This window comes from Gemmiger sp. An120 (assembly GCF_002160955.1).
Lineage (GTDB): Bacteria > Bacillota > Clostridia > Oscillospirales > Ruminococcaceae > Gemmiger_A > Gemmiger_A avium.
This window is the reverse complement of record NZ_NFLN01000002.1, coordinates 135,019-157,346: the sequence shown is the minus strand read 5'-3', so window position 1 is coordinate 157,346 and position 22,328 is coordinate 135,019. Positions and strand designations below refer to the sequence as shown.

At 51.9% G+C, this 22,328-nt stretch carries 22 protein-coding genes; 9 read left to right on the top strand and 13 right to left on the bottom strand.

Annotated elements, in window-relative coordinates; all coding sequences use genetic code 11:
• Positions 1–207 precede the first annotated feature (207 nt).
• Complete coding sequence (locus tag B5E65_RS16380; protein WP_206406267.1) at positions 208–357, bottom strand: hypothetical protein; 150 nt, start codon at positions 355–357, stop codon at positions 208–210.
• 584 nt (positions 358–941) lie between these two features.
• Here B5E65_RS16380 and B5E65_RS02485 point away from each other — a divergent pair.
• Positions 942–1,709 (top strand): GNAT family N-acetyltransferase, encoded by a 768-nt coding sequence (locus B5E65_RS02485; protein WP_087170196.1) that lies wholly within the window; start codon positions 942–944, stop codon positions 1,707–1,709.
• A gap of 121 nt (positions 1,710–1,830) precedes the next feature.
• Here the strand turns inward: B5E65_RS02485 and B5E65_RS02480 are convergent, their stop codons facing one another.
• From B5E65_RS02480 to B5E65_RS02420, 12 genes are all read right to left on the bottom strand, one after another.
• Positions 1,831–2,580 (bottom strand): hypothetical protein, encoded by a 750-nt coding sequence (locus B5E65_RS02480; protein WP_143402952.1) that lies wholly within the window; start codon positions 2,578–2,580, stop codon positions 1,831–1,833.
• A 440-nt stretch (positions 2,581–3,020) separates the two neighbouring features.
• Positions 3,021–3,803 carry an SGNH/GDSL hydrolase family protein gene (locus B5E65_RS02475; protein ID WP_087170194.1) on the bottom strand — a complete coding sequence of 261 codons (783 nt, stop codon included), beginning with the start codon at positions 3,801–3,803 and terminating at the stop codon, positions 3,021–3,023.
• Complete coding sequence (locus tag B5E65_RS02470) at positions 3,803–5,221, bottom strand: MFS transporter (protein WP_087170193.1); 1,419 nt, start codon at positions 5,219–5,221, stop codon at positions 3,803–3,805. The genes B5E65_RS02475 and B5E65_RS02470 overlap by 1 nt, the downstream gene beginning before the upstream one ends.
• Positions 5,205–6,077: a TrmB family transcriptional regulator gene (locus B5E65_RS02465; RefSeq protein WP_158098494.1), complete on the bottom strand. Its 873-nt coding sequence runs from the start codon at positions 6,075–6,077 to the stop codon at positions 5,205–5,207. The genes B5E65_RS02470 and B5E65_RS02465 overlap by 17 nt, the downstream gene beginning before the upstream one ends.
• Positions 6,078–6,434: 357 nt before the next feature.
• Complete coding sequence (locus tag B5E65_RS02460; protein WP_087170191.1) at positions 6,435–7,439, bottom strand: LacI family DNA-binding transcriptional regulator; 1,005 nt, start codon at positions 7,437–7,439, stop codon at positions 6,435–6,437.
• Positions 7,436–9,157 carry a glycoside hydrolase family 13 protein gene (locus B5E65_RS02455; RefSeq protein ID WP_087170190.1) on the bottom strand — a complete coding sequence of 574 codons (1,722 nt, stop codon included), beginning with the start codon at positions 9,155–9,157 and terminating at the stop codon, positions 7,436–7,438. Before B5E65_RS02455 ends, B5E65_RS02460 begins: the two co-directional genes overlap by 4 nt.
• 22 nt (positions 9,158–9,179) lie before the next feature.
• Entirely contained in the window at positions 9,180–10,034 is an 855-nt protein-coding gene (locus B5E65_RS02450; RefSeq protein ID WP_242957464.1) for a sugar ABC transporter permease, read from the bottom strand.
• A 3-nt stretch (positions 10,035–10,037) separates the two neighbouring features.
• A complete protein-coding gene (locus B5E65_RS02445; RefSeq protein WP_087170189.1) occupies positions 10,038–10,925 on the bottom strand; it encodes a carbohydrate ABC transporter permease in 888 nt (295 codons plus the stop codon).
• A 33-nt stretch (positions 10,926–10,958) separates the two neighbouring features.
• Positions 10,959–12,170: an extracellular solute-binding protein gene (locus B5E65_RS02440; RefSeq protein WP_087170188.1), complete on the bottom strand. Its 1,212-nt coding sequence runs from the start codon at positions 12,168–12,170 to the stop codon at positions 10,959–10,961.
• Positions 12,171–12,253: 83 nt separating this feature from the next.
• A complete protein-coding gene (locus tag B5E65_RS02435) occupies positions 12,254–13,414 on the bottom strand; it encodes a starch-binding protein (protein ID WP_158098493.1) in 1,161 nt (386 codons plus the stop codon).
• 345 nt (positions 13,415–13,759) lie between these two features.
• Complete coding sequence (locus B5E65_RS02425; protein WP_087170185.1) at positions 13,760–15,238, bottom strand: hypothetical protein; 1,479 nt, start codon at positions 15,236–15,238, stop codon at positions 13,760–13,762.
• On the bottom strand, positions 15,235–15,795 hold the full coding sequence (locus B5E65_RS02420; protein ID WP_087170184.1) for an RNA polymerase sigma factor: 561 nt from the start codon (positions 15,793–15,795) through the stop codon (positions 15,235–15,237). Before B5E65_RS02420 ends, B5E65_RS02425 begins: the two co-directional genes overlap by 4 nt.
• Before the next feature lie 1,407 nt (positions 15,796–17,202).
• Between B5E65_RS02420 and B5E65_RS02410 the strand changes: the two genes are divergently transcribed.
• From B5E65_RS02410 to B5E65_RS02375, 8 genes are read left to right on the top strand one after another with little or no spacing between them, the layout of a single operon-like run.
• Positions 17,203–18,318 (top strand): hypothetical protein, encoded by a 1,116-nt coding sequence (locus B5E65_RS02410; RefSeq protein WP_087170182.1) that lies wholly within the window; start codon positions 17,203–17,205, stop codon positions 18,316–18,318.
• Between the two features lie 14 nt (positions 18,319–18,332).
• Positions 18,333–19,715, top strand: coding sequence for a DUF6138 family protein (locus B5E65_RS02405; protein ID WP_087170181.1), 1,383 nt, complete (start codon positions 18,333–18,335; stop codon positions 19,713–19,715).
• A gap of 10 nt (positions 19,716–19,725) precedes the next feature.
• Complete coding sequence (locus tag B5E65_RS02400; protein WP_087170180.1) at positions 19,726–20,568, top strand: DUF2262 domain-containing protein; 843 nt, start codon at positions 19,726–19,728, stop codon at positions 20,566–20,568.
• Positions 20,569–20,599: 31 nt separating this feature from the next.
• Entirely contained in the window at positions 20,600–20,878 is a 279-nt protein-coding gene (locus B5E65_RS02395) for a hypothetical protein (RefSeq protein ID WP_087170179.1), read from the top strand.
• Between the two features lie 19 nt (positions 20,879–20,897).
• Positions 20,898–21,131 carry an Imm17 family immunity protein gene (locus B5E65_RS02390; RefSeq protein WP_087170178.1) on the top strand — a complete coding sequence of 78 codons (234 nt, stop codon included), beginning with the start codon at positions 20,898–20,900 and terminating at the stop codon, positions 21,129–21,131.
• 13 nt (positions 21,132–21,144) lie between these two features.
• Positions 21,145–21,357, top strand: coding sequence for a hypothetical protein (locus B5E65_RS02385; RefSeq protein WP_055270385.1), 213 nt, complete (start codon positions 21,145–21,147; stop codon positions 21,355–21,357).
• Positions 21,354–21,749: a hypothetical protein gene (locus B5E65_RS02380; RefSeq protein WP_087170177.1), complete on the top strand. Its 396-nt coding sequence runs from the start codon at positions 21,354–21,356 to the stop codon at positions 21,747–21,749. Before B5E65_RS02385 ends, B5E65_RS02380 begins: the two co-directional genes overlap by 4 nt.
• Entirely contained in the window at positions 21,740–22,327 is a 588-nt protein-coding gene (locus B5E65_RS02375) for a hypothetical protein (RefSeq protein ID WP_087170176.1), read from the top strand. The genes B5E65_RS02380 and B5E65_RS02375 overlap by 10 nt, the downstream gene beginning before the upstream one ends.
• Position 22,328 lies beyond the last annotated feature (1 nt).

The window sequence follows — 22,328 nt, the reverse complement described above, 5'->3', positions numbered from 1 at the left end:
GCATGGTTGAAAAGTCATGCCGTCCTGCCTTTTCTTTGCCATTCCACAGTTCCATTGTCGCCCGGTAAGTTAACTTCTCCGATGAAGTTTTAGACCAGTTCGATCTTCTGCCTGCGGTGGCCGTTGGATTTGTCCGATGTGTCCCGCCATGCCTTGACCCCTGCTCCGTCAGTCCTTTTTGTTCTGCCTCATAGTCGGCAGAAAGTTTCAAAAACTGTTCATGGCTGATTGCCCCATTGATGTCGGCCTCATAGATTCGTTGCGTTTTTCCGCTTGGGCGATTTCACGTGTGTACTTCTTGGCGCCTTTTTCGGCTTCTTGGAAACGTTGCTTTCTCGCCGCTTCCTCAAATGCCAATCGCTCTCTTTGATGCTTCGTTTCCTTTCCATTCTGTTCCCGACCTTTTCAGGGAAGCTACAACAGGGCAAGCATATGTCACTTACACGAAAAAACAATACAGTGCACAAAAATTCATAAGCGTTTCATGGCAATAAAAACCAAGAGATTAATCTCATTTCAGGCAGTACAACCTCATTGCGCAACCATTTTGGCCTTGTGCGCATAATTACTTCGCTTTTATTGGAATGGACAGTACTGCGCGGACGAAACAAAGTTTGTAGTCACGATTATTCTACATCTTTGTACTTGAGTCGTAAATCTACTCATATTTCCAATAGCCTTGTTCTGAGCCAACACCTTTGAATAAGCCCTGACGGGTTGATAGAGCCCCCCCTACAGCGTTGACTTGATTGATGGCTTAGTTAACCGATCTGCCCCACTAGCGAGCAGAAATTTATTTGTTTTCCCAATGCCCATTTCGCTTTCATAGATGTTTTCTGAGTTTGAAATGATATAATTAAGTCAAATATGTAATGATAAACCATCTGGAAATCTAAAAGGAGACCATATTTACCATCTGAATTTAACATGGAGAGACTTTTATGACAAATCATAAAATGCTGGAAATCGCCATGAGGCAATCCGCGGAGGATATAGGCTGCTGTGCGGATGACTTTAGGCTTTCTGAAAATATCATTGTACCTTTTGAGCTGGGAAAGAATGCCCGCAAGTATCTAAAAGAACCGATTACCTGCAACTTTGTTTCCTATGGCAATAATGTGGTGGTGGCTGCTATTCCTGAGACCATCGATGTGGTGTCGGAGTATGTAGGGAAATTCGGGTTTTACGACTGTTTTGAAACTCCGAACATGCATTGGCTGAACGAACGCCTGTCAAACCAAGGGCACAAGGTATGCTTTATGGCGGAATACTATCTGCCGGATATCAATAGAATCCCGGATCTCTCTTGTGCATATCAGATGCGCCTGCTAAAACAGGAAGACTTTGAAGAATTGTACATCCCAGAATGGAGCAATGCGCTCTGCAAAGACCGAAAGCAGCTGGATGTTCTCGGAGTTGGAGCATATGAGGGTGATACACTGATCGGACTGGCTGCCTGCTCTGCCGATTGTGAAGAGATGTGGCAGATCGGTGTAGATATCCTGCCACAATACAGGTGGCAAGGAATTGCTTCTGCACTGACAAGCACGCTTGCTAAAGAGATACTGAGCAGAAACAAGGTTCCATTTTATTGTACGGCCTGGTCAAACATCCGGTCAGTTCGGAACGCTGTCAAGAGCGGCTTTATTCCGGCCTGGGTGGAAATGACTGTTAAGCCCGCAGCTATTGTAGACGAAATGAATCGGTGAGGCGCTGATTCAACTGTGTACGGGCACTGTGCATCACAATCATCGATCAATACTAGGAAAATATATGCCAGCAACAAACCAGAGGGAGGCAGCACAGATGCTGCCTCCCTCTGGTTTGTTATCAGGACGCTATGGCGGGAATACTGCATACCCACATATTGTCGGGCTCATTGATATACCCACTGAACTGGTATACCGGCTGATAAAAGCCCTTGGTATCGTAGATATAATCCAGATTGCATTCGTTCACATACAACACATCCCCCGGCTGGAACGGAACGTATTGCTGGAAGTTCCCTGCCTGAACCTGCTTGAACGCCTCATCCTTGGTAAGGATGAGCTCAGTCGTCACATATTCGTTCCAGGTAATCTGGTAGAAAAAGTCGCTCAAAGTGCCGGATGCATCAAACTGGAGCATAACCGATCCTTCCTGGAAAGAAGCGCTTCCGGTGGCGAGATTCTGTGTGTCCGGGACATCCCAGCGGAGTATATTACCATTTTGCACGGAGAACTCCACCTGTTCCGGCAGCAGACCCTGCTGCTGCATCCAGCTTTCGTATCGGCTACGCAGCTCCTGTACCGCTTGTTCGCTCAGCGGCTCGGAATCCGCAAAGGTGGTGTAGTTCCACTCGCCGGTGCGGAAAAAGAAAAGCAACCGAAATTCAGTGCCGTTTGCATCGGTGCCCATATAGCCCAGGTTTTCGTCTTCCCGGCGGGCGGGGCCCCGGAAAGTCAAACCTTCCAGATCTTTGAGCCCATCTTTTATCTGTTCCAGATAGTCTTTGTCTGAGGCGTACCGATTGCGATAGACAGAAGCAGCAGCCGGACTCTGGAAAGATGTCCAGTTGGCTTCAATTTGTACCACAGACATATTAGACAGGCATTCTGCCCGTAATTGTAGTATTAGCGGATGTTTGATCACTCATTAACGCGATTTGTTCATCGCGTAGTATTTAAAGTCAGGACCCCCGGCTAAGCCGGGGGCTTGAGTAAGCCCTGGAAGGGCATCGTACCGGCAAGCCTCTCAAGAGGCACTGAATTATCCACCTCTTGCATCACTCGCACGGCAGCCCGTAAACGGGCGTTGCTTTTCCAAAAATCAACTTTCGGGCAACCATAACGTTGCTGTTCTTTTCTCGCTTCGCTCGGTACTTGAAGCTAAAGCTTTTTGACACTCCCCGGCAGAGCCGGGGGTTGCCTTTGCGCTTAAGCAAACAATGCAGAAGGCACCGCCCCGGAAGGGGCGGCACCTTCATTTTATCGGTAGGAAAAGGACTTGCCAGAAACTTACTCAAAGGGAATGAACTGTTTTCAAACATCCTTGTTTTTTAATGACGTTCCGATGAATGGTACTTCAAAAAAATCCTTTGGAAAACGACGTATCAAATAGTCGATATAGTTACCAACCATAAGAGCATAGCAGTAATAACCGACAGGGTTCGGGTGAAAGCCCAGCGCGAATGTTTTACGCATCGTTTCGTCGTAAACAGGGCCGTCATTTGTCATGTCAATCAAATAGGTAAACGAAAACAATCTGCATACTTTTTTCATTTCACAGGCAATTTGACGGATAACCGCATCGCACTCTTCTTCTCCTCGCCTCTGCATAGAGACGAGAAAGATGCGAGCATTCTTTTCGAGAGATTTGAGTCGCGAAAGGATGCGTCCAAGGTTACCGAAAAAAGTGTCCGGATTATTCTCCGGTGTATCAGGATGGATGTCCGCAGCACTGCCAATCGGGTGATGAAATACAAAAATATCGTTATTTCCAAGAGCAATAATATAGGCCTGTTGTGGCTGCCAGAATCCGTTTTTGTCCGCCCAGCTTTCATAGAACTCTTTCGCTGTCATCCCCCCACGGGAATAGTTGTGGTAGACGGTGCTGGTCAACCGCTGTAAAATAGCAGGCCATGAGTACTCATACATATCATGGTACAGTACATTGCCCTCGTGGTCGTGCGATTCAAATTCTCCAGAGGAAAGCGAATCGCCGATAACACCTATATTCTTGAATATTCCGGCAAATCCACAGGTTTCCCGAATCGTGTCGAGGGGTTGCTCGCCTTCTTTAAGCATGAAGCATTCGTAATTCATCAACTTGCACTCCTCTTTTTATCCCATTCAGCGCCAGTCACCTTTGTCAGGTCTAGGCCCTTGGTCTCGCCGACACATTTCCACATGACCAGGATCGTACCGATCAGACCCGGGACCATCAGGCTAAGATACATGTACCCAAACATCTCTTTAGGGATGATAGGCAGAAGAATCATCGTAAACACGGTGGCGAGGCCGCCAATAATCCCATTCAACAGCGTATTGATAACTGTGACGGACGAACGCAGGTTCGTCGGCGATGACTCCGAGAACATAATGCCGCCAATGGTGTCACCAACACCCCAGTAGCTGCCCATGAATCCACCGATTGCAAAGCCTGTAAGCCACGGCGTCCATCCAAGCATAGAACTTGCAATGAATACACTGTAGCAGACGAGAGCCGAACACGACATCGTAATGATCGTGACTTTTCTGCCGAATTTGTCGGAGACAAGTCCTGTAATGAAAGTCATCAACGCATTGCCCACGGGATAGAGATAAAGCGCCTGCGTAATGGCAGCTTCTGTCATTTGCGCGGATTCTTTCATTACAGTGTTGTATGTCGCTGTTGCAAGAGATGCAAGATAGAAAAAGCAACATGCAATAATCAACGAACGCAGTTGCCGGTGACGGAAAGCGAATTTCACAGCGGGGATAATACCACCCTGCGCATTTTTAGACGCTTCCTCGGCGCTCTGTCGTTTGCGCTCCTCAGGTGTCGTCTTCAGATATGCGATGCGCTTTACGAGGAACGTGTTTGTTTCGCGAGCAAACATGAGCGCAATCAGTGACATGGAAAAACCAATAATAGCCGGAATCAGGAACACAAGATGCCACCGCTCGCTTTGATTATGCATCAGAGTTTCCCTTAGAAGCGGTACGAGCAGAGTTCCGAGAATGGCGACGGATTTGACAAGGGCGTAATTTCGCGCACGTGTCTTCTCGCTGGAGCATTCCAAAATATATACACATTGCATATCATGGGAGACCATAAAACTCATCATTGTGCTGCCCAACAGGTACACCACCAGGTTGTCGGACAGATAGACAAGGAACAGTCCAAGGCCCATTGAAAATGTGTTGATCACAAGAAACGGTTTACGGCCAAATTTATCTGCAAGCGGACGGTAGAAAACGATTAGAACCGTTATGGGGTATGAGATAAAGCTAAGCGCTGAGGAAAGCGACATCCCCTCGCCATAGGTTAACCCCATTTTCTGAACGTAAAATTCGTTGATGATGTTAGACTGAAACTGAATGCCGATCGTAGATGCGATTTCGTCGGTGATGTAAATAAGTGCGAGGATCATGAGCAGGTAAACCATGTAAAACTGGTTGCCTCTGGCACTTAGCTGCTTTTCTCGCCGCCGGAGTTCACTTTGTTCTCTTTGCAGAGCTTTTTCAAGTTTTGTCTCCATTATGGTCGCCTCTTTCTCTCTGGTAGTTGAACACTTGCATATTCTTCGTCATGTTGGCGTCAATCCCAAGTTCATCTGCTAACCGATCCATCACGCTAAGAAATTCCTTGCTCGTATTCTTTTGGCCGAGAAGTGCCTTTTTTTCAATATAGCGGTACCCAAAAATGTTCAGAACCATCTCATCCGTTGCCAGAGAAACAATTGATCGGTTTCTGGTATATGTAAATATACCCCTGTCAATGTGACTCTCTCCGATTAGAGCTTGCTGATTGTCTACGATCAGCGCAGTTCGCCGGTAGGGAAAAAGATTATCAATGTCACAGATACGGTAGGAAAATACAGTGGCACCCTGCAGAGGAATCTGTTCAAACGAAAAAAGATACACTTTAACACCTCTGCCTATGGCGCGGTTCAGAGAGTCGTGTAAAAAGGAAAACTCTTTTTGCCAAACAGACAATGAAATTTCCTGAGTTGCGCTGTCGATTAGCTCTTTTGCTTTAGCGATGAACTTTTCAAAGCCAACAATGTTCAGTACATAATCTTCCTGCATTTCTTCACTGCTGATGCTTTGGAATAAAGCTTGTGCCTTCTCCAAATTGGCTTCCGTTTCCCGTTTGATTTGCTCAATGAGTTTCTCGTATTCCAGAGGCCTGTAGTAAGCGGGTTCGCCGTCGATTTTAAAGATAGTACCTCTGTTTACCATGCGATTAAGCACATCATAGACGGAAGCACGGATGACACCGGAATATTTGGAGATTTCGTATCCATTTAGCATCTTATGCTTCAAAAGCGTTGTGTAGATTTTTGCTTCATTTGTCGAAAATCCGAGCTTTTCTAAATACAGTAAATCGTCCATATAGTAGTGTACCTCCATACCACTATAATGATGGTATCACTGTGAAGTTCCATTGTCAATTGATTTTCCTGTGGCAAAGAGGAGAAGTATATAAAAATAGCTGCATAGGACGTGGTATAGTCGGTGAGAAATGATATGTATACAAAAAGGTGAAGTTAATGGGCTTGTGCAGCAACGCTCCGGGAAGTGTGGGGATTTCCGTGTGAAACTCAAGAAAACAAAAAGCGCTTTGCTCCAAGCAAGAAATACCGGATGCAAAGCGCTGCTATATAGAATTATATTTGCTGAAATACTAAGGAGAATAGCTTAGTAGCTTTTAGACGGGCATGATCCCGCTGTAATCCTGTTGCGGGCCGCTCATTCTCCTGCGGTGGAAGCTCGTTCAATCAGAGAAGGCAGCGTTGTCTGAGACTGTACCAACAACTGCGGGCGGCGGATGCGCCGCAGTACGATTTTGGCTGCCTGCTCCCCCATGTCGTACATATCCAGATTTACCACCGTGAGCGGCGGATCCAGCACCTGCGAAAAAGGAAAGTCGTCGAAAGTCAGCACGGCCACATCCTGAGGAATGGATTTCTGCGCGTCCTTCAACGCCTGCACGCAGCCATAGGCGATGTACTGGTTGGCGCAAACAATGCCGCTGGGCGGTTCGGGCAAGGTCAGCAGTGTCTGTGTAGCGGTATAGCCTCCTTCCCGCGTAGGCTCGCCGCTGCGGATGTATCCTGCCGGCGGATCAACCTCCAGCCGGTCCAGAAATCCGCTGAGCCGGTGAGCCGAAATAGAGTCCCCTTTCGGGCCGCCGATGAAGGCCAGACGGTCGCGCCCCTTGGCCAGCAAGTGTGTAGCGGCGATCTGCCCGGCTACACTGTTATTGGTATCGATCCAACAGAGCTGATTGGCAAAGTCCGGCATGCCTACCACAATGTAGGGCAGCGGTGCTTCCATCAGGGCCCGCGCTACCGCCTTGTCTACCACAGATGCGTGGAGGATGGCGCCGTCCACATATTCACTGCATAGCAGCTCGGCGTAGTGCTCTATGAGTTCCTGCGGAGTACTCTGCCGAAGAATAAGGCCATAGCCCTTGTGAGACAGGGCATTTTCTGCCCCGGCCAGGATCTCGAACAGATGTGGGTTCGAAAAGCCTACTCCGTGCTCCATCCGGGCCAAGAACAGGATGTTCCGGGTCTTGCCGGTGGCAAAACTCTGGGCCCGGCGGTTGGGACTGTAACCCAGTTCCTGAATCACTGCCTGTACCCGATCCTTGGTAGCCTGGGAGATGGAGTAGGAATCGTTCAGCACTTTGGATACTGTGGCCTTGGAGACGCCAGCCCGCTGAGCCACATCCCGGATGGTAACGCTCATGGTGTATGCTCCTCTCGGAATACTGCAAAGCCCATGGGGGCAAGGCGCCCGTTCTCCACCCCCTGAGCCCACAGCGTCTGGACCGGTGTGGCGGGCAGCAGAACCTCTGTGTCCTGGTTGTTCAGCCAGACACTGACAGCACTCTGGTCATCGGCACGGCGATACCCGTACAATCCGCCTTCCGCGCAGAGGGTGGTGTAGCTGCCTCGACGCAGTGCCGGCTGTTCACGCCGCAGCCGGATGGCCTGCCGGTAAAAGTCAGCCAGCGGGCAGGGTGTGTCGGACCAGTCCATGGGGTGCCGGTATTCGTCCTCCAACACCCCGGCAATCCCCCGCTCATCTCCGTAAAAGATCGAAGGTGCGCCCAGGAAGGTCATCTGGAACAGTACGGCCAGCCGCATCCGGGCCTCGTCTTCTCCGCACAGAGAGAAAAAGCGGCTTACATCATGGCTGTCCAGCAGGTTCAGCTGGGCATAGGTCATGGGCAGCTTGTACCGCATCCGCATGTGGGTCACACGTCCGTCAAAAGCAGCTGCGTCAATGGTGCGCTCAGCAAAGAAACGGCGGCAGTGCTTGCGCAGATCGTAGTTCATGGTGGAGTCGAACATGTCTCCGGCCAGCCAGTGGCCGGCGCTCTCCCATACCTCTCCGATCAGTACGCAGTCAGGATTTTCTCCCTTGACCGCCCGGCGAAAAGCCCGCCAGAACCCGTCGTTGATTTCGCTGGCCACATCCAGCCGCCAGCCGTCGATACCGAATTCCCGCACCCAGTACCGGCCTACATCGCAGAAATAGGCTTCGACTTCGGGGTTTGGGGTATTGGTTTTAGGCATTATCCGCTCATAGCCAAAGCACTCGTAATCCGGATAGGCTTCCGGGTCTTCCGGCCGCTGTACCGGGAAAGAGAGCCGGTAGAACCAGTCCTTGTAGCGGGATTCCTCCCCTTTCTGTACCACATCCTCAAAGGCAAAGAAATTCCAGCCTACATGATTGAATACCCCATCGATAATGACACGCATCCCACGGACGTGGCAGTCCTCTACCAGAAGACGGAATTCCTCATCGGTGCCAAAGCAGGGGTCAATGTGATAATAGTCCAGCAGGTCATACTTGTGGTACTCCCCTGCCGCGAAGATGGGATTCAGGTACAAACAGTTGATACCCAGATCCGCCAGGTAGTCCAGGTTTTCCCGCACACCCCGCAGGGTACCGCCTCGTTTGCCATGGGTGATTTGCCCGTTCCACTCCCGCTGTGTGGGGATATCGGAGATAAATCGGCGGGAAGTGGCAAAGCTGTCCGGGAAAATGTTGTAGACCACTGCGTCCTGCACCCATTCCGGGGGCGAGGCGATATCCGCCGGATGATTGTAAGGCAGCTGGTAGTATTCAGAACGGTCATCTACCCGCTCGTCGGCAAAAAAGTCGCCGTAGTACAGGCGGGTGGTCTGGCCGTCGTCCAGTTCAAAGTAATAGCAGATGCGCCGGTAAGGGCTTTTAAGGATCACTTGGTAGTAATCGAACCACTCATCCTGCGCTTCTTTCTGCATGACTGCGGAAGAAAAGATCACCGGCGTTACCCGGCAGGAACGGTCTGCGTAGAACAAGGTACAGCGCTTGCAGTCATCCCGGCCGGTTCGCAGCCGGAAAACCACATGGTCCGGATCAATGCCGTGTGCGTCCTGGGACAAAGGAATGTGCCGGACAGCCTGATAGTTCATTGGTTGTTCACCTCGCTTTGAATCAGCCCTTCACGCCGCCGGCGGTCAGGCCGGAAGTCATGTGCCGCTGGATGGCAAAGAATACCACCAGGATGGGCAGGCTCACGACCAGTGATGCAGCCGCGAACACCGGCCAGCTGCCGCTGATCTCAGTGGCCTGCAGGGAGTAGAGCCCCGCAGCCAGGGTATAGTGCTCTGCTCCGGTCATGAAGGTGGTGGCGAAGAGGTATTCGTTCCATACATAGATCAAAACCTGCACCGCAGTGACCAGGATGCTGGGCTGTGCCAGAGGCAGCACCACCCGCAGCACAATCTGAGCCCGGGAAGCGCCGTCGATGGAGGCTGCTTCCTCAATTTCCACCGGAATAGTGTCAAAGTATCCTTTCATATTCAAAAGGCCGAATTCTGCCATGGTACCGGTATAAATGAGGATAAGGCCCAGATGGGTGTTCACAAATCCCAATGGGCTGAGCAGCCGATAAATGGCGAACATGGACAGCACCGAGGGAAAGGAATAGAGCAGGACCAGCAGCCGCAGCACCGGACGGCGTCCTTTAAAGCGCATGCGGGAAAAGACATACGCCGCAGGCACCGATACCGCCAGGCAGATAGCTACGGTAGCCAGTGCCAGGATCAGGGTATTGACAAGCCAGAGCATTACCGGCTCCTGCGTAAAGACAGCCTGGTAGTTGCGCAGGGTAAACTGCTCCGGAATAAACCGGAAGTTGGAACTGAGCAGGCTGTTGTCTGCATTGAGGGAAACCGACACCGCATACAGGATGGGCACCAGCGTGGCAAAACAGATTGCCAGAAACAGCAGATGGAGCAGCAGGTGCGCCAGAGCGCGCCGTGTCCGGCGCCGTTGGTGCATCGTCATGAATCAGCCCTCCTTTTTGCGTCTGTTCACCGCGGTTGAGAAGAGGATCAGCACGGCGAAGATAATCATGGACACCGCCGAGCTGTATCCGTAGTTGTTGGTAATAAAGGCGTTTTCGTGTGCGTAGGTCAGGATGGTGTGGATGTTGGCGCCGGTACGGGCTCCTGCCTGCTGGGTAAGCAGATAGACTACATCGAACTGTTTGAAGGTGGTGAACAGGGTGATCAGGACAGCCGGACCAATGATACCCCGGATCTCCGGAATCGTAATGTGCACTGCCCGCTGCAGCCAGGTGGCCCCGTCCAGAATGGCACTCTCATAATAACTTTTATCCACCGCCTGAAGCGCACCATCCATGATCATAATCATGAAGGGCAGTGCCAGCCACAGGTTTACCACCGTGCAACACAGGAAAGCGGATACATCGTTGGCCAGCCAGCGCACCGCTTGCAAACCCAGGCGCTCCATCCACTGGTTCAGCAGACCGAACTGGGAGTTGAACATACCGGTTTTCCACAGCAGGATAGACACATATCCCGGAATGGCCCAGGGAACCATCAGAATAGTCTTGTAGATTTTACGGCCCCGGAAATCCCGGATGTTCAGCAGGCTGGCCAGCACAAAGGCAATCACCAGCTGAAGCACCATGTTCAGTACCGTCCAGATCACCGTGCGTCCCAGTGCCGCCAGAAAGCCGGAATCAAACACGAACAGCGCATCCCGGTAGTTCTCCAGCCCCACAAAGGAGAAGTTGAACCAGTGGTAGACGTTCATGTTGGTGACCGAAATATACGCAGTATAGAGAATGGGAAACACCACGATGAGCAGGATCAGCAGCAGCGACGGGGCGCTGCACAGCCAGCTGTACATCGTTTCTTTCCGTTGTTTCATGGCTCCCCCTTCCGCCGGGTGAAAATCCGGCTGTCACTGCATCTGCTTGATCAGATCCAATGCCTGCTGCTGGGCAGCGTTGGCGCTGGTTTGCAGGTCTGCGCCCTGCATGTTGACCTCTACCAGCAGGTTTTCTGTTACCGTCCACATAACGTCCATCTCGGGTACGTTGGGCATAGGTACCGCGTTCTGGGCGGTCTCATACATGGCCATGACCATTTCGTCTTCGGCTACCGCCGGGTCCTGGTAACAGGTCTCCCGGGCAGGCGCACAGCCGCTGGCGGCGGCGATGGCAGTGCCTACGCTGTCACCGGTCAGCACTTCCAGTACCTTGGCGATGGCGTCATGCTTGCGTTCTGCCGCTACCTTCAGTACATGGACACCCTGCACTCCGGAATAGGGAGCGATGGGGCTGCCGGTTTCATCCACTACCGGCATAGGAGCAATGCCCAGGTCAATGCCTGCTTCCCGGGCGGTGGGAACCAGCCAGGGTCCGCCGATGGTGGAGTGGGCTTTTCCTTCCCTGAACAGGGTGTTTACAGTGGCGTACTCCCCTTCTGTAGGCATGAGAGAGACAAACTTCTTATGGTATTCCAGCGCCCGGATCGTGTTCGGATCGTCGAGGCCAGGGTTGCCCTCACTGTCCAGAATATAACCGCCAAAAGCGTGCAGCCAGCCTGCGGCGTAGTAGGCGGTGCTGTGCTGTTCAACAAAGCCATAGTGGCCGCCCTGGGTGGTCTGCTCCATGTAGGCGTACAGTTCCTCGGTGGTGGCAGGCACCTCTTCGTCGCTCATGTAAAGGCGGTTGTACATGTACAATAAAGTCTCAAAATATAGCGGAAGCTGATAGACCTCGCCCTTGTACGTGGCTGCTTTAATGGTCATGGGAAGATACCCGGCCAAGGTTTTTTCATCCACAAAATCGGTAATGGGGGCCAGGATACCCATCTCGGCAAAAACGCCGACCTTGTCATGCGCAAAGAAGTACATGTCCGGTGCGGCCTTGGGATCGTTCCCCACCATTTTAAGAGAGTCGGTCAGGCCGTCCTTGCGCTCCAGCTTTACCTGGATATCCGGGGCCAGCTGATCCAGCTCCTCCTGCAGAACGGCGGCTACTTCGTCTTCCTTGTCATGCCAGATGGTGATGGTTGCCGGACCGTCCGGATCGACGGCGGGGCCCCCGCAGGCGGTCAGCAGCGCGGCCAACAGGCACAGGCTCAACAGGGCTGCGAACAAGCGTTTCATACAATACCTCCCTTGCGTCCCGCGATGCGGGGGTGAACCGCGTCAGGCGGCGCAGACATAGGCACGCCTGCGCCGCCGCGGATTTACTGTTTCTTTTTCTTCATGGCCAGGAACACACCGCCCGCAGCCAGGATCACCACCGCTGCAATGGCCACGATCACGCCGACAGCCATGCCGCCCGGTTCTTCCGCCGGGGCCTGCGGTTCCGCAGCCGGCGCCGAGGCGCTGTCCGGGGCGGGTGCTGCGTCCGCCGGTTCCTCATAACTCACCGCAGCATTCTCTGCGTCGGTTACCACGACCCATACATCCTTACCCGGCTCCACAGACAGGTCACCTGTCTGTACCGAGCCCTCATTGCCATTCACGATCAGGCTGTTTACCCAGCCGGGAACCGTCAGGGCCAGCCAGCCGTCGCCGGTATCTTCCAGCGGTTCACCGGGCCAGGAAGTAAATGCGTTGGTGCCGTCTGGAGCAGACCAGGCCCACAGGCAAGGACCGGTCCAGTCGGCGGGAGCTTTCACCCGCACGGTGATATCTTCGGCCACCGGCGCGTTGGGATCGTTGTAGGTGAATTCAGCACTGCCGTCCTCGGCTACTGTTACCCAGATTTCCGCAGGATCGATGGACAGGTCTTCGGTTTGTACTTCGCCGCCGTTGCCGTTCACAATGATACGGTTGACCCATACCGGCGCAGCAGCGGTATACCAGCCGTCCTCCCCTGCTGCCATCGCCTTGCCGGGCCAGGCTTCAAAGGCATTGGTGCCGTCCGGATCCAGCCAAGCCCACAGGCCTACGTCCTGCCAGCTTTCCGGTACCTGGGCGTGGATCTTGAAAGTAGCCACATATTCCGGAAGCTCGCCCTCGGTCTGCTGGTCGTAACTGACCGTTACGTCCTCCGGGCCGGCGATGGTGAACCAAGCATTCTTGGCCTCAATCTTCTGGTCTTTAGTCTGCACTGTGCCTTCGCTGGCGTTAATGATGATGTTGGTGGCAGTGGCCGGTACCCAGCAACGGTACCAACCGGGATTGTCGGCATCGGCCTCCATGGCTTCGCCCGGCCAGGCGGCGAAGGCATTGGTGCCATCATCGGCCCAAGCCCAGATGTGGGGCGCTTGCCAGTCCTGGGGCACCTGCGCATAGATCAGGATGTAATCGTCCCCTTCTGCAAACGCGGCAGCGGGAGCCATCACGAAGAGAAACAGGAGCGCCAGAAGCGCGGCTGTCCATCGTTTTATTCTGCTCATACCGTATTCTCCTTTGCCTTGCATTTTGTTTTCGGAAGCGCATCCTCTGTGTCTTTAGCGTACCATTGTGCGCGACAGTATGCAATGGCAAAGTGGTAAACCGGTTTCCGGCCTTCTTGTATAAAAAATACAAATAAAACCTGTAAAAATGACGGTATTAACCGTGAATTCGAAGAATACTCCCGGTCTGTAACAGAATTGTAATTTTGTGAGCGAAAAACAAGAAAATAGTTTCCTGCTTGTACGCCTCGGATCGGACACTCCGGACACAGACTGCACAGCCGTATTTGGGGAAACACTTTTCCTGCAACGGATCCTTGTACAGCGAAAGGCAATGGGGGCACATTACCTGCGATACTCTACAGTCTCCCCTGTTTTCTCCTGGCGGATCAGCTGACCGGAATTGTCAAAGGTATATTGATACACGCAGCTTGTACCGCCGATTGTGAAAGAGCTTGTTGCGGGCGAGAAGAAGGTAGATGTAATGCTCTCAACGTTCCACAAAAGTTCGCCGGTATCGCTTACAGCGAGTTCGCTGCCAAGCGAACCCTTGACAGAATAGAACTCCTGCGGGGTTCCGGAAACCGGATCGCAAACCAGCAGCATAGCAGTATAGTTCTCTCTAACCATAGGGGTCAGTTCCTCACTGGAGATATCCCAGATTCCATTGTCGAACAGATAATTCAATACGGCAGCAATCTCATACCGGCCGCCGGCACTCTGCTCTTCATCGGCAAGTTTAGGAACAGCATAGGCGGACAGATAGACATTCCCATTGAATTCGATCATATCGGCAATGTAATAATAGGCGTCCTCACCGCTGTACGAGAAGGAGTCGGTAATGGTTCCCTCATAATCCACCTTCACGATCTTTGCGTGTTCATTCAAAAGAACATTTCCCAGCTGCACAATATAGCCGTTCCCTAACCGTGCGGCGTTCCATATCCCGTAATTGCCGATTTCGGTCCTGGAAATACTCGTTTGCTCACCATCGGCAGAATACTGGCTCAGACAGAAAGTTGTCAGGTCTCCCCTGCTGAATATCGCATAGCTTCCATCCGCGTTCTCTACTACCTCTGCAATCGATTCATCTTCGAATCCATGATTCAGCATCTGCTTCCAAATAAGCTGGCCGTCAGTATCGATTTTGGCCATCCAGGCGTAAGAATCCTGCGTACTTGACCATGTATCGGTTACCCCATAAGCAATTACACCGTCGGATACAGTGCTGCACCCTTCAACCCGAAACTCAGGTACAGGAACGCTCCAGAGCAAGGTCTCTCCGTCGTACTTCTCGATATAACTTGTGTCGAAGACCTCAAAACCAAGAGAAGGGTCTTCTTTGTACTCGGCGCGATAGAGATAATGAACACCCGTCTGTGTATCGCCGGCAAATTGGCCTGTGAAGTTTTTCTGGTTCCATAGAGCTTCTACATCTTCCGGGGTAGGATCCTCTTGTGGTATTTCATAACCGCCAACGGTATCCGGAGAAATACTGCTTTGGATCACCTCGGCAGTTTTGGAATAGCTGAACGACTTTGTGGTGATATCCCGATACACAGCTTTGATTTCCCCTCGGGTAAGCCCCTCGGTGGACATATCGTAGTAGCGGAAAAATTGTATGGCTGTTTCGTATTCCTTGGCTTCTGCCGCAATGGCAAATGCTCCCAAGCAGGCGGATAGTATTAGCACCATGCAGGCCGCCATTCCGCCCCACTTCACCCAAACTAACTTACTGCGGGATTTTCTGACAGCAGGAGCGGCCTCCAGAATATGCCGTTCATCGATTTCTCCGATAATCTCTAAAAGGCGTTTGCCGTTCATAAGGTGACACCTTCTTTCTCCAGGGCGACTTTCAGCTTCCCTCTTGTGCGAAATAGTGTAACGGCGACTTTGCTCTGCGAGAGATTGTATTCTTCTGCAATTTCTTTGACAGAGCTCATGTACCAGTAACGACGAACGAATATTTTCCTCGTTTCTGCAGGAAGGTTCTCCAGAAATCGGTTCAGAACCTCTCGGATAACCACGTCTTCAACGGTTTGGGCTGTGTTTTCGTTGGAAGAGACACATTCCGCCAGTTCGTCCAGAATCAAGGGTACTTGTCCGGCGCCCCGCTTTTCGGCGGATCGCTTTTCCCACTTGTTTATGGACAGATTGCGTGTGATTTTGCCCAGAAATGTTTGCAGCCGATTTGGGTGTTGGGGTGGGATGGAATTCCAGGCCTGAAGGTATGTATCGTTTACACATTCCTTGGAATCCTCATCGTTTTGCAGAATGCTGTATGCAATGTAGTGGCAGTACCGTCCGTACTTTCGGGAGGTTTCGGATATGGCTTGTTCAGATCGCGCTATGTACAATTCAAGGATTTCTTTATCATCCATGCCATCACACTCCGTTTGCTTGACCCAAGGCCCTTCAGACAAATACACCGGATATAGGTTCACTGTATTACATATTTTTTATAAATTAACTGTACCGTACAAATTGCCCTGTACTATTTCCCTGCAACCGCTGTGATTTACCTGCTATGCTTTTTGTCATACGTATGCATTTTAATATTCTTTTCTCCCACTATAGCACGGCCGACTATTACCGTCTATTTCTTCGTGATTATCCCCAAGCGATCCCAGTGTTGTTCTGTATACATGACAAGCGATATACCTTGTCAGTAAGAGGCGCATAAGTGACTGTAAAACGCTTCTGTACAGTGAACACTTTTCATAGTATTTCTGACATCCCACTCGAAATTAGCATTATCTTTACGATACTCTAAGGTAATTGGCCTGTCGTTGCCCATTAAATTGAGCGGAATATATTAATAAACATAATCCAGTCCCACACCCATCCCAAAAGGAGAAAGTTTTGTTTGAAACACACAGGGTAAAAGAGAGTCAAAGAGGAACTACCGGAGTCGAGAAAAGAGACAAAGAGGGCGATAGAGTGCCAGCTGAAGGATCAGACTCACGTTTGGAAGAATACGCCCGGGCCACCCCACAACTTCATATCCGGGTGTAGCGCAGCTGGTAGCGCGCCTGCTTTAAGTCGCTATAGGAATCAGAAACGAATAATCGTGAAAAGATTACCAACAATCTCTCAAGGTGGGGACAACCCTCTTAAAGATTGCAGAATAGTTATATACTTTTGTGAATATTGGCCATCATAAGCGGAGGGAGAAATTCTTCTGAAGAAGGCACTGAAGTGAGAAAAATTCGAAAAATCACGCTAAATACTTTTTTCTCTTACAATAATTAGTTTTTGAGTATTAGAATTTGTTTATAGCCCGTATCTCTCGGTTTGCTGGCTTAAAGGCCTTTAATATGCTTTATAGCACCTATTTCTTTGTGTATATTGCGTGCAAAAAATTGGTACGCCCGTTGTCAGCCATCATCTATGTGTTTCCCTAACAGAGAACTGTTTTTGGGATTTTTCTATTCAAGTTTTAGTTGATAATTTCCATGTAATTAGGTATGATGGAAAAGAACCATCCAACCTCCATCCAACCTTATGATTTGAAAGAAGCAACTAACCATATATAAAAATATCACAAGCAACTTACACTGTACGCATGGAATCATGCGTGATGTAGGCGGAAGTTTTTGGGAGATGTACACCAATCAGTTAAAGATAACTTTGATTCTATATAAAAAATGGATTTTGCCTGTGGAGGAAACCGCATCTGGAGGCAGATGTGGCTTCTTTCTTGCGGCTTTTTCACGCCCTGCGTCAGCCTGTCCAAGTGACAGCGTGTCGCAGGGCGTTTTTCTATCTTTGGAAAGGAGTCAAAGAATATGAGCCTGAAGTACACCTGCCCCGGCTGTGGGACACCCTTGGGCTATGAGGGATTGTGCTGGAAATGCAAATCTGAACAGGAGCGGAAGGCTGCTCTTGCTTGGACACCGGAACAAATCACAGAAAAGCAAAGAAACCTGATTCAGAACATCCAGCGGCTGGCTGATATGGAGGACCCGGAGTTCACCGACTTCTGGCAGCTGCTGGGGTACCATGATGCCATCACCCCGGAGATTCAGCGGGCGGCACTGGCCGCAGAGGTGTTCTGGCCGTGTGAAATCTATTATCACGCTCCCGCCGATGTGCGGGATGGTCTGATTCATGCGCTGTTGTCTGCGGAATATTCCAGCGCGGCTTCTAACCTGATGAGTTGCCTTGCTATGCAGGGAGATGACAAGGCAATGGAGACGCTGCTGGAGCTGGAGCGAAATCCCCGGCCCTGGCGCAAGGGCCTCTATGTGGACCCATCCAGCTATGCACAGATCGGCGGCTGGACCTTCGACAAAGAGGGCCAGAAAATCCAACTCAACTTCGATACCTGCTATCCTATGGTCAAAGGAACTACCGGCGAGAAATCTCCCGTCCGCATTGGCCGGGCACGGGAGGACACATGCCCCCACTGTGGCGGACGCATGGTGGACATGCTGGTGCTGGATGGCCGGGATGAGCGGCTCCGGTTCCTGGGGCTGGATGGTGTCCTGACTGCCACCTGCTGCCCCAGCTGCGTGGGATTCCTCAAAGGCCCCGCCTTCAACCGGTTCGCTCTGGATGGCGGCGTGGAGGTCTTTCCCTCCGAACTCTTTGACGGAGCGGAGAAGACGGATTGCTATGTCAGTCCCGAGGACTACAAGGCCCTCACGGAAAATCCCTTTGTGCTGGGCAAGATGCCTGTGCCCCTGTTTTACGGCGCGGCCTGTCAGGATGTGAACACCATCGGCGGCTTTGCCAACTGGGTACAGGACGCGGAATATACCATCTGTCCCCACTGCGGGAAACCTATGAAGTATCTGGCGCAGATCCAGTGGGATACGGTGTTTGACTGTGCGGAGGGCACGCTCTATGTGGAATTCTGTCCAGACTGCCAAATCGTATCCATGCAGCATCAGCAAACCTGAGAGGAGACCTTGCCATGAGTTTGCCAAAGCGTGATGGCGTACATGACCGCTACTATCTGATCCACAAGCCGGACACTTCCCCGGAGGTGCTGGCGGAGGCGGATCTCTGCATTCAGGATGTGCTGAACGGAACCGCTCGTGAAAATCACTCCGCCTACCCGACCGTGGTGCGAAATCACAACGGGACACCCTTTCTTCCCAACCAGCTCCTGGAGCGGTATCTGTCCAAACTGCCTTTGAAGGGATTCCCCTATGAGGAAGCTGTTACATTCTGCGATGCCCTGCGGCGGTTGGTGGGCTGGCAGGAGATCCGCTATACATTGGAGAAATACATAGAAAAGCAGGTGCAGGAAAGGTATTTTGAGGCTGGAGAAAAAGAGGATGATTTTACGCCTTACCCGCCTTGTACTGTGTGGCCGGAGCTGCGGCCGGAGGATGTGGATGAAGGCCTGCTGCGCTTTGCCTGCTATGTGGCGGTCTGCCATACGGTGTACGGGCAGAGTTTTGAATCCCTCACCACCGAGCACATCCTCGGCCTGGTCTCCCAGCTTCGCCCAGATATGGTGAAGCAACTGAAAACAGCCGGCAGCGGCAAATTACCAAAGGACATCCAGCAGCGTAAGACGGAGCATTTCACCGCATCGGCCAATGATGCGTTTGCTGCCATCCGCATCACCGCCAGGGACTCCACCGAGGAGTGCTATGCTGAAATCCTGGACTACCTGTGTGCGGTGTTGGAGCAGGAGGAATTCCCCCGCAGTTACTCGGTGGAGTTCAGAGGAAAGGAGAAAATCTATCTGCCCATTCCCGGCTTGCCCAAGAAGGGAGTCAATCAGCTCTTTGCCTGCGCTGTGCAACACCCCAATCTGCATCCGTCTATAGAGCGATACGCTCGTCTGGCTATGCGGGAGTATGAGTGGTACCAAAACCTCGCGGATGAAGCCTGCGCCATGCCCGGCTCTTTTGCTGTGTTCGCTCTGGGGCTGGAAGGGCCGAAGTGGTGGCGGCTGGTGTGCGATTACCTGGATCGATGTGATGACGAGCACTCCTCTTTGCAGGAGAAGTTCCTGCATATTCTGTTCAAGCAGTACGGGTTCACTGCCCAGTCCCTGCCGGTGCTGGTCCACGGAGTACAGTCCATGCAGAATCTGAAGCCCGCAAAGGAGTTCCGCGCCCTGATCGCCAATGAGGAGAGCCTGGATGCTCTGCTGGAGATCAAAGGGCATCTGGAATATTACCTGCCGGAAGAATCCGGCAATGACAAAAGGGTGCTGGCCTACCTGTGGCGTGATGTGCTCTGGGCCATCTGGGGCACAGCCTCTGAAAACGGCGGCAGCAAGGTCATCAAGACAGCGCCCAAGGAACTGAAAGAGAAATACCAGCAGGTATTTGCGTAAGGAGAACGCCATGAAAAAGAGAACGGTCAAGGACTTTATTGCCCTGTACGCCCCAGAAGATGAGGAAAAACTGGTACTGATTCAGGACGGTGTCAGCGCGGACAAAACCTTTCTGGATACCTACTGGGCGGCGCATACCCATGCCCTCGCCATGGCGGATGTCCAGACCGGACAGGCGATCTCCGGTCGATGCTACCTGAGCTGGCCGCTGACGGACAAGGAACGGGATGCCGGCGACTATTCCAAGCGGTTTACCAAGGGCCAGATCTACCGGATCAAAGCCCGCGGCTGGAAAGGTGATGCCCTCTACGAACCTCAGTGGTATGTCACTGAGGTACTGGAGGAAGGCGTACCCTGTCCGGCACTGGAGGAGATTTGGGCGGAATACACAAAGCCCATTCTTCTGGAGGACGAAGTGCTGGGAACCCTCACGCTGGATCGTGAGATGAGCATATTCGAGGGGACCTGTAAGTGGATGGGAAAAGAAGTCCGGATCTCGTTGGATGTGGAGATTGAAAAGAAAGCGTCCTGGACCCGTGTCACCAATGTGATGAAGAAACTGGTGGCAGATCAGGAGGTGTGGGACAAGTCCCTGCGGGCGATGGCTGCCCAGAAGCTCATCGCTCAGGCCAACGAGTGGCTGGCGGACAATAACCAGACCGCCCGGGACCCGAAACAAGACCCCATCACCGAGGATGAGTTTGCCCGGCGCATCCTCCTCACCGAGTTTACAGTATCTCCCGGCGGCCGTTTTACCGCCTGGTACGAGGATGACGATATGTTCTGGGGCCATGTGATCACTGTGGATGGAACGCTGAAAAAAGGCCCCGTTGACGCTGAGATACAGGGCTGACTACAACCGTTTATGGGAGGAGGTGCCCATTATGTGCGAGCACTGCCGTAACATTCAAACATGGAGAAAATTTGATGCCCCCAAGGACTACCTGGCTTGTATTGCCTATATCCAGCAGTTGGTGGAACAAGGTGAATTTGAACTGATTGCAGAGGAATCCACCTGTCCGCTGGAGAAGGTAAAGACTGAGGATGGGTGGGCAGACGAAATTATGGCTCACATGATTCGATGCAAGCACTGCGGTCAGATCTTCACCTGTGTAGTCAACACCTGGCGAGGCAGCGGACACTTCAAAAAAGGCAAAGGATGACTGGAAGGAGGAAACCTAAATGAACAGCGAGCAGATCACGGCTTTTTTACAGGAGCATTGGTATATTGCCTCAGTGATCATTGGGGTCGTGATTTTGATTGGAGCAATCCGCAACTGGAATTGGCTCTGCGACCCTACCGGCAAGCCGGATTCTCACCGCTATGGACGCGGCTCCCGGCGGGTGATCTTCTTCCTGCTGGGTGTCCTTCTAATCGTGGTGAGCATCTGGGGATTTGTGCTGAAATTGCAATAAAAGGAGCGATCCCATGACCCAAGAAGAACAGATCCGCCTCTATCGGCTGATGGAAAAGCTCAACTGGTTTTTCCACCAAGAGATGCACTACCTGGATCGGGAAACGGCGGAAAAGACCGCACGAGAGTGTTACCCGGAGATTCGGGATTTTACATACGATATTTTATGGAATGACCTGCCCAAAGAGGTCCAGGAGCAGCTCATGGACGAGGAGGAATCCCTATGAGTACGCTGATTTGCTCTTTTGATGGTCTGCACGACAACAGAGTCCTGCGCTACTACGCTGACTTTGAAGCCCACATCCTGCACATGGATACCCAGACCGAGGCCGGAGAGAAAGTATCCGTTCACTTTACTGGCCTGCTGGCCCACTGGTTTGAAAATGTGGTCCAGGACAACATCCTCTTCGGCATGGATGAGATCAGCGTGGACGCTTTTTTTAAACAGTACAAAGACCTGCTGGGCGGGGCCATCTCTTACGGCTTTCCCGCCTGTTGCAGCATCGAGGAACTGCGGGAGCGCATGGATCGGGAGCACATCCGGGTATTTGTCATTGATTCTTCCCTTGGGCTGTGTGGATTTGTATTGGCTCAGGAGGTGGAACTGCAATGTCTATAACTGCCTATAAAGTGGAAGCCGTCGGTCATGACCGAACCGGCGAAGACTATGGCTATGTAAATATCATGTACCGCTATGGCAACAAGCAGTCTTGTCCTCGGCCAGATCAATGTGAAAAGATAGAGGTCATGTGGGCGGATGAGAGCGTCTACGGGCCGCCTGCTCCTGGCAGCAAGGTGGGCGATTTTATACAGACATGGCTGATGGGTTCCTGGGACTGTGGAGTATTTACCCACCGGGAGATTGCCCAGCGGCTCATGGATACCTTCACCGGTCTGAAGATCAAGGAACTGGCGTGGTTTGAGAACCCCAGGGAAAAGACTCTGAAAAATGGTAAACCGCGTACACGCCGGGCCAAGTGGCTGCCGGACCGGGAGGTGGATCTGGTCTACCTCTATTCCGACCGCTATCTTGACGCCAGAAATCCCTCTCCCTCCGAAACCGACTTCTTCACCGTCACAAGGATGGATGCCTGGGGCGTGAGCACCTGGTTCATGTGTACCCCAGAGGCCGCCGGGAAACTGATCGCCATGGATTACGACAATCTGGCTGTCAAGGAAACCACCATTGTGGGATAGG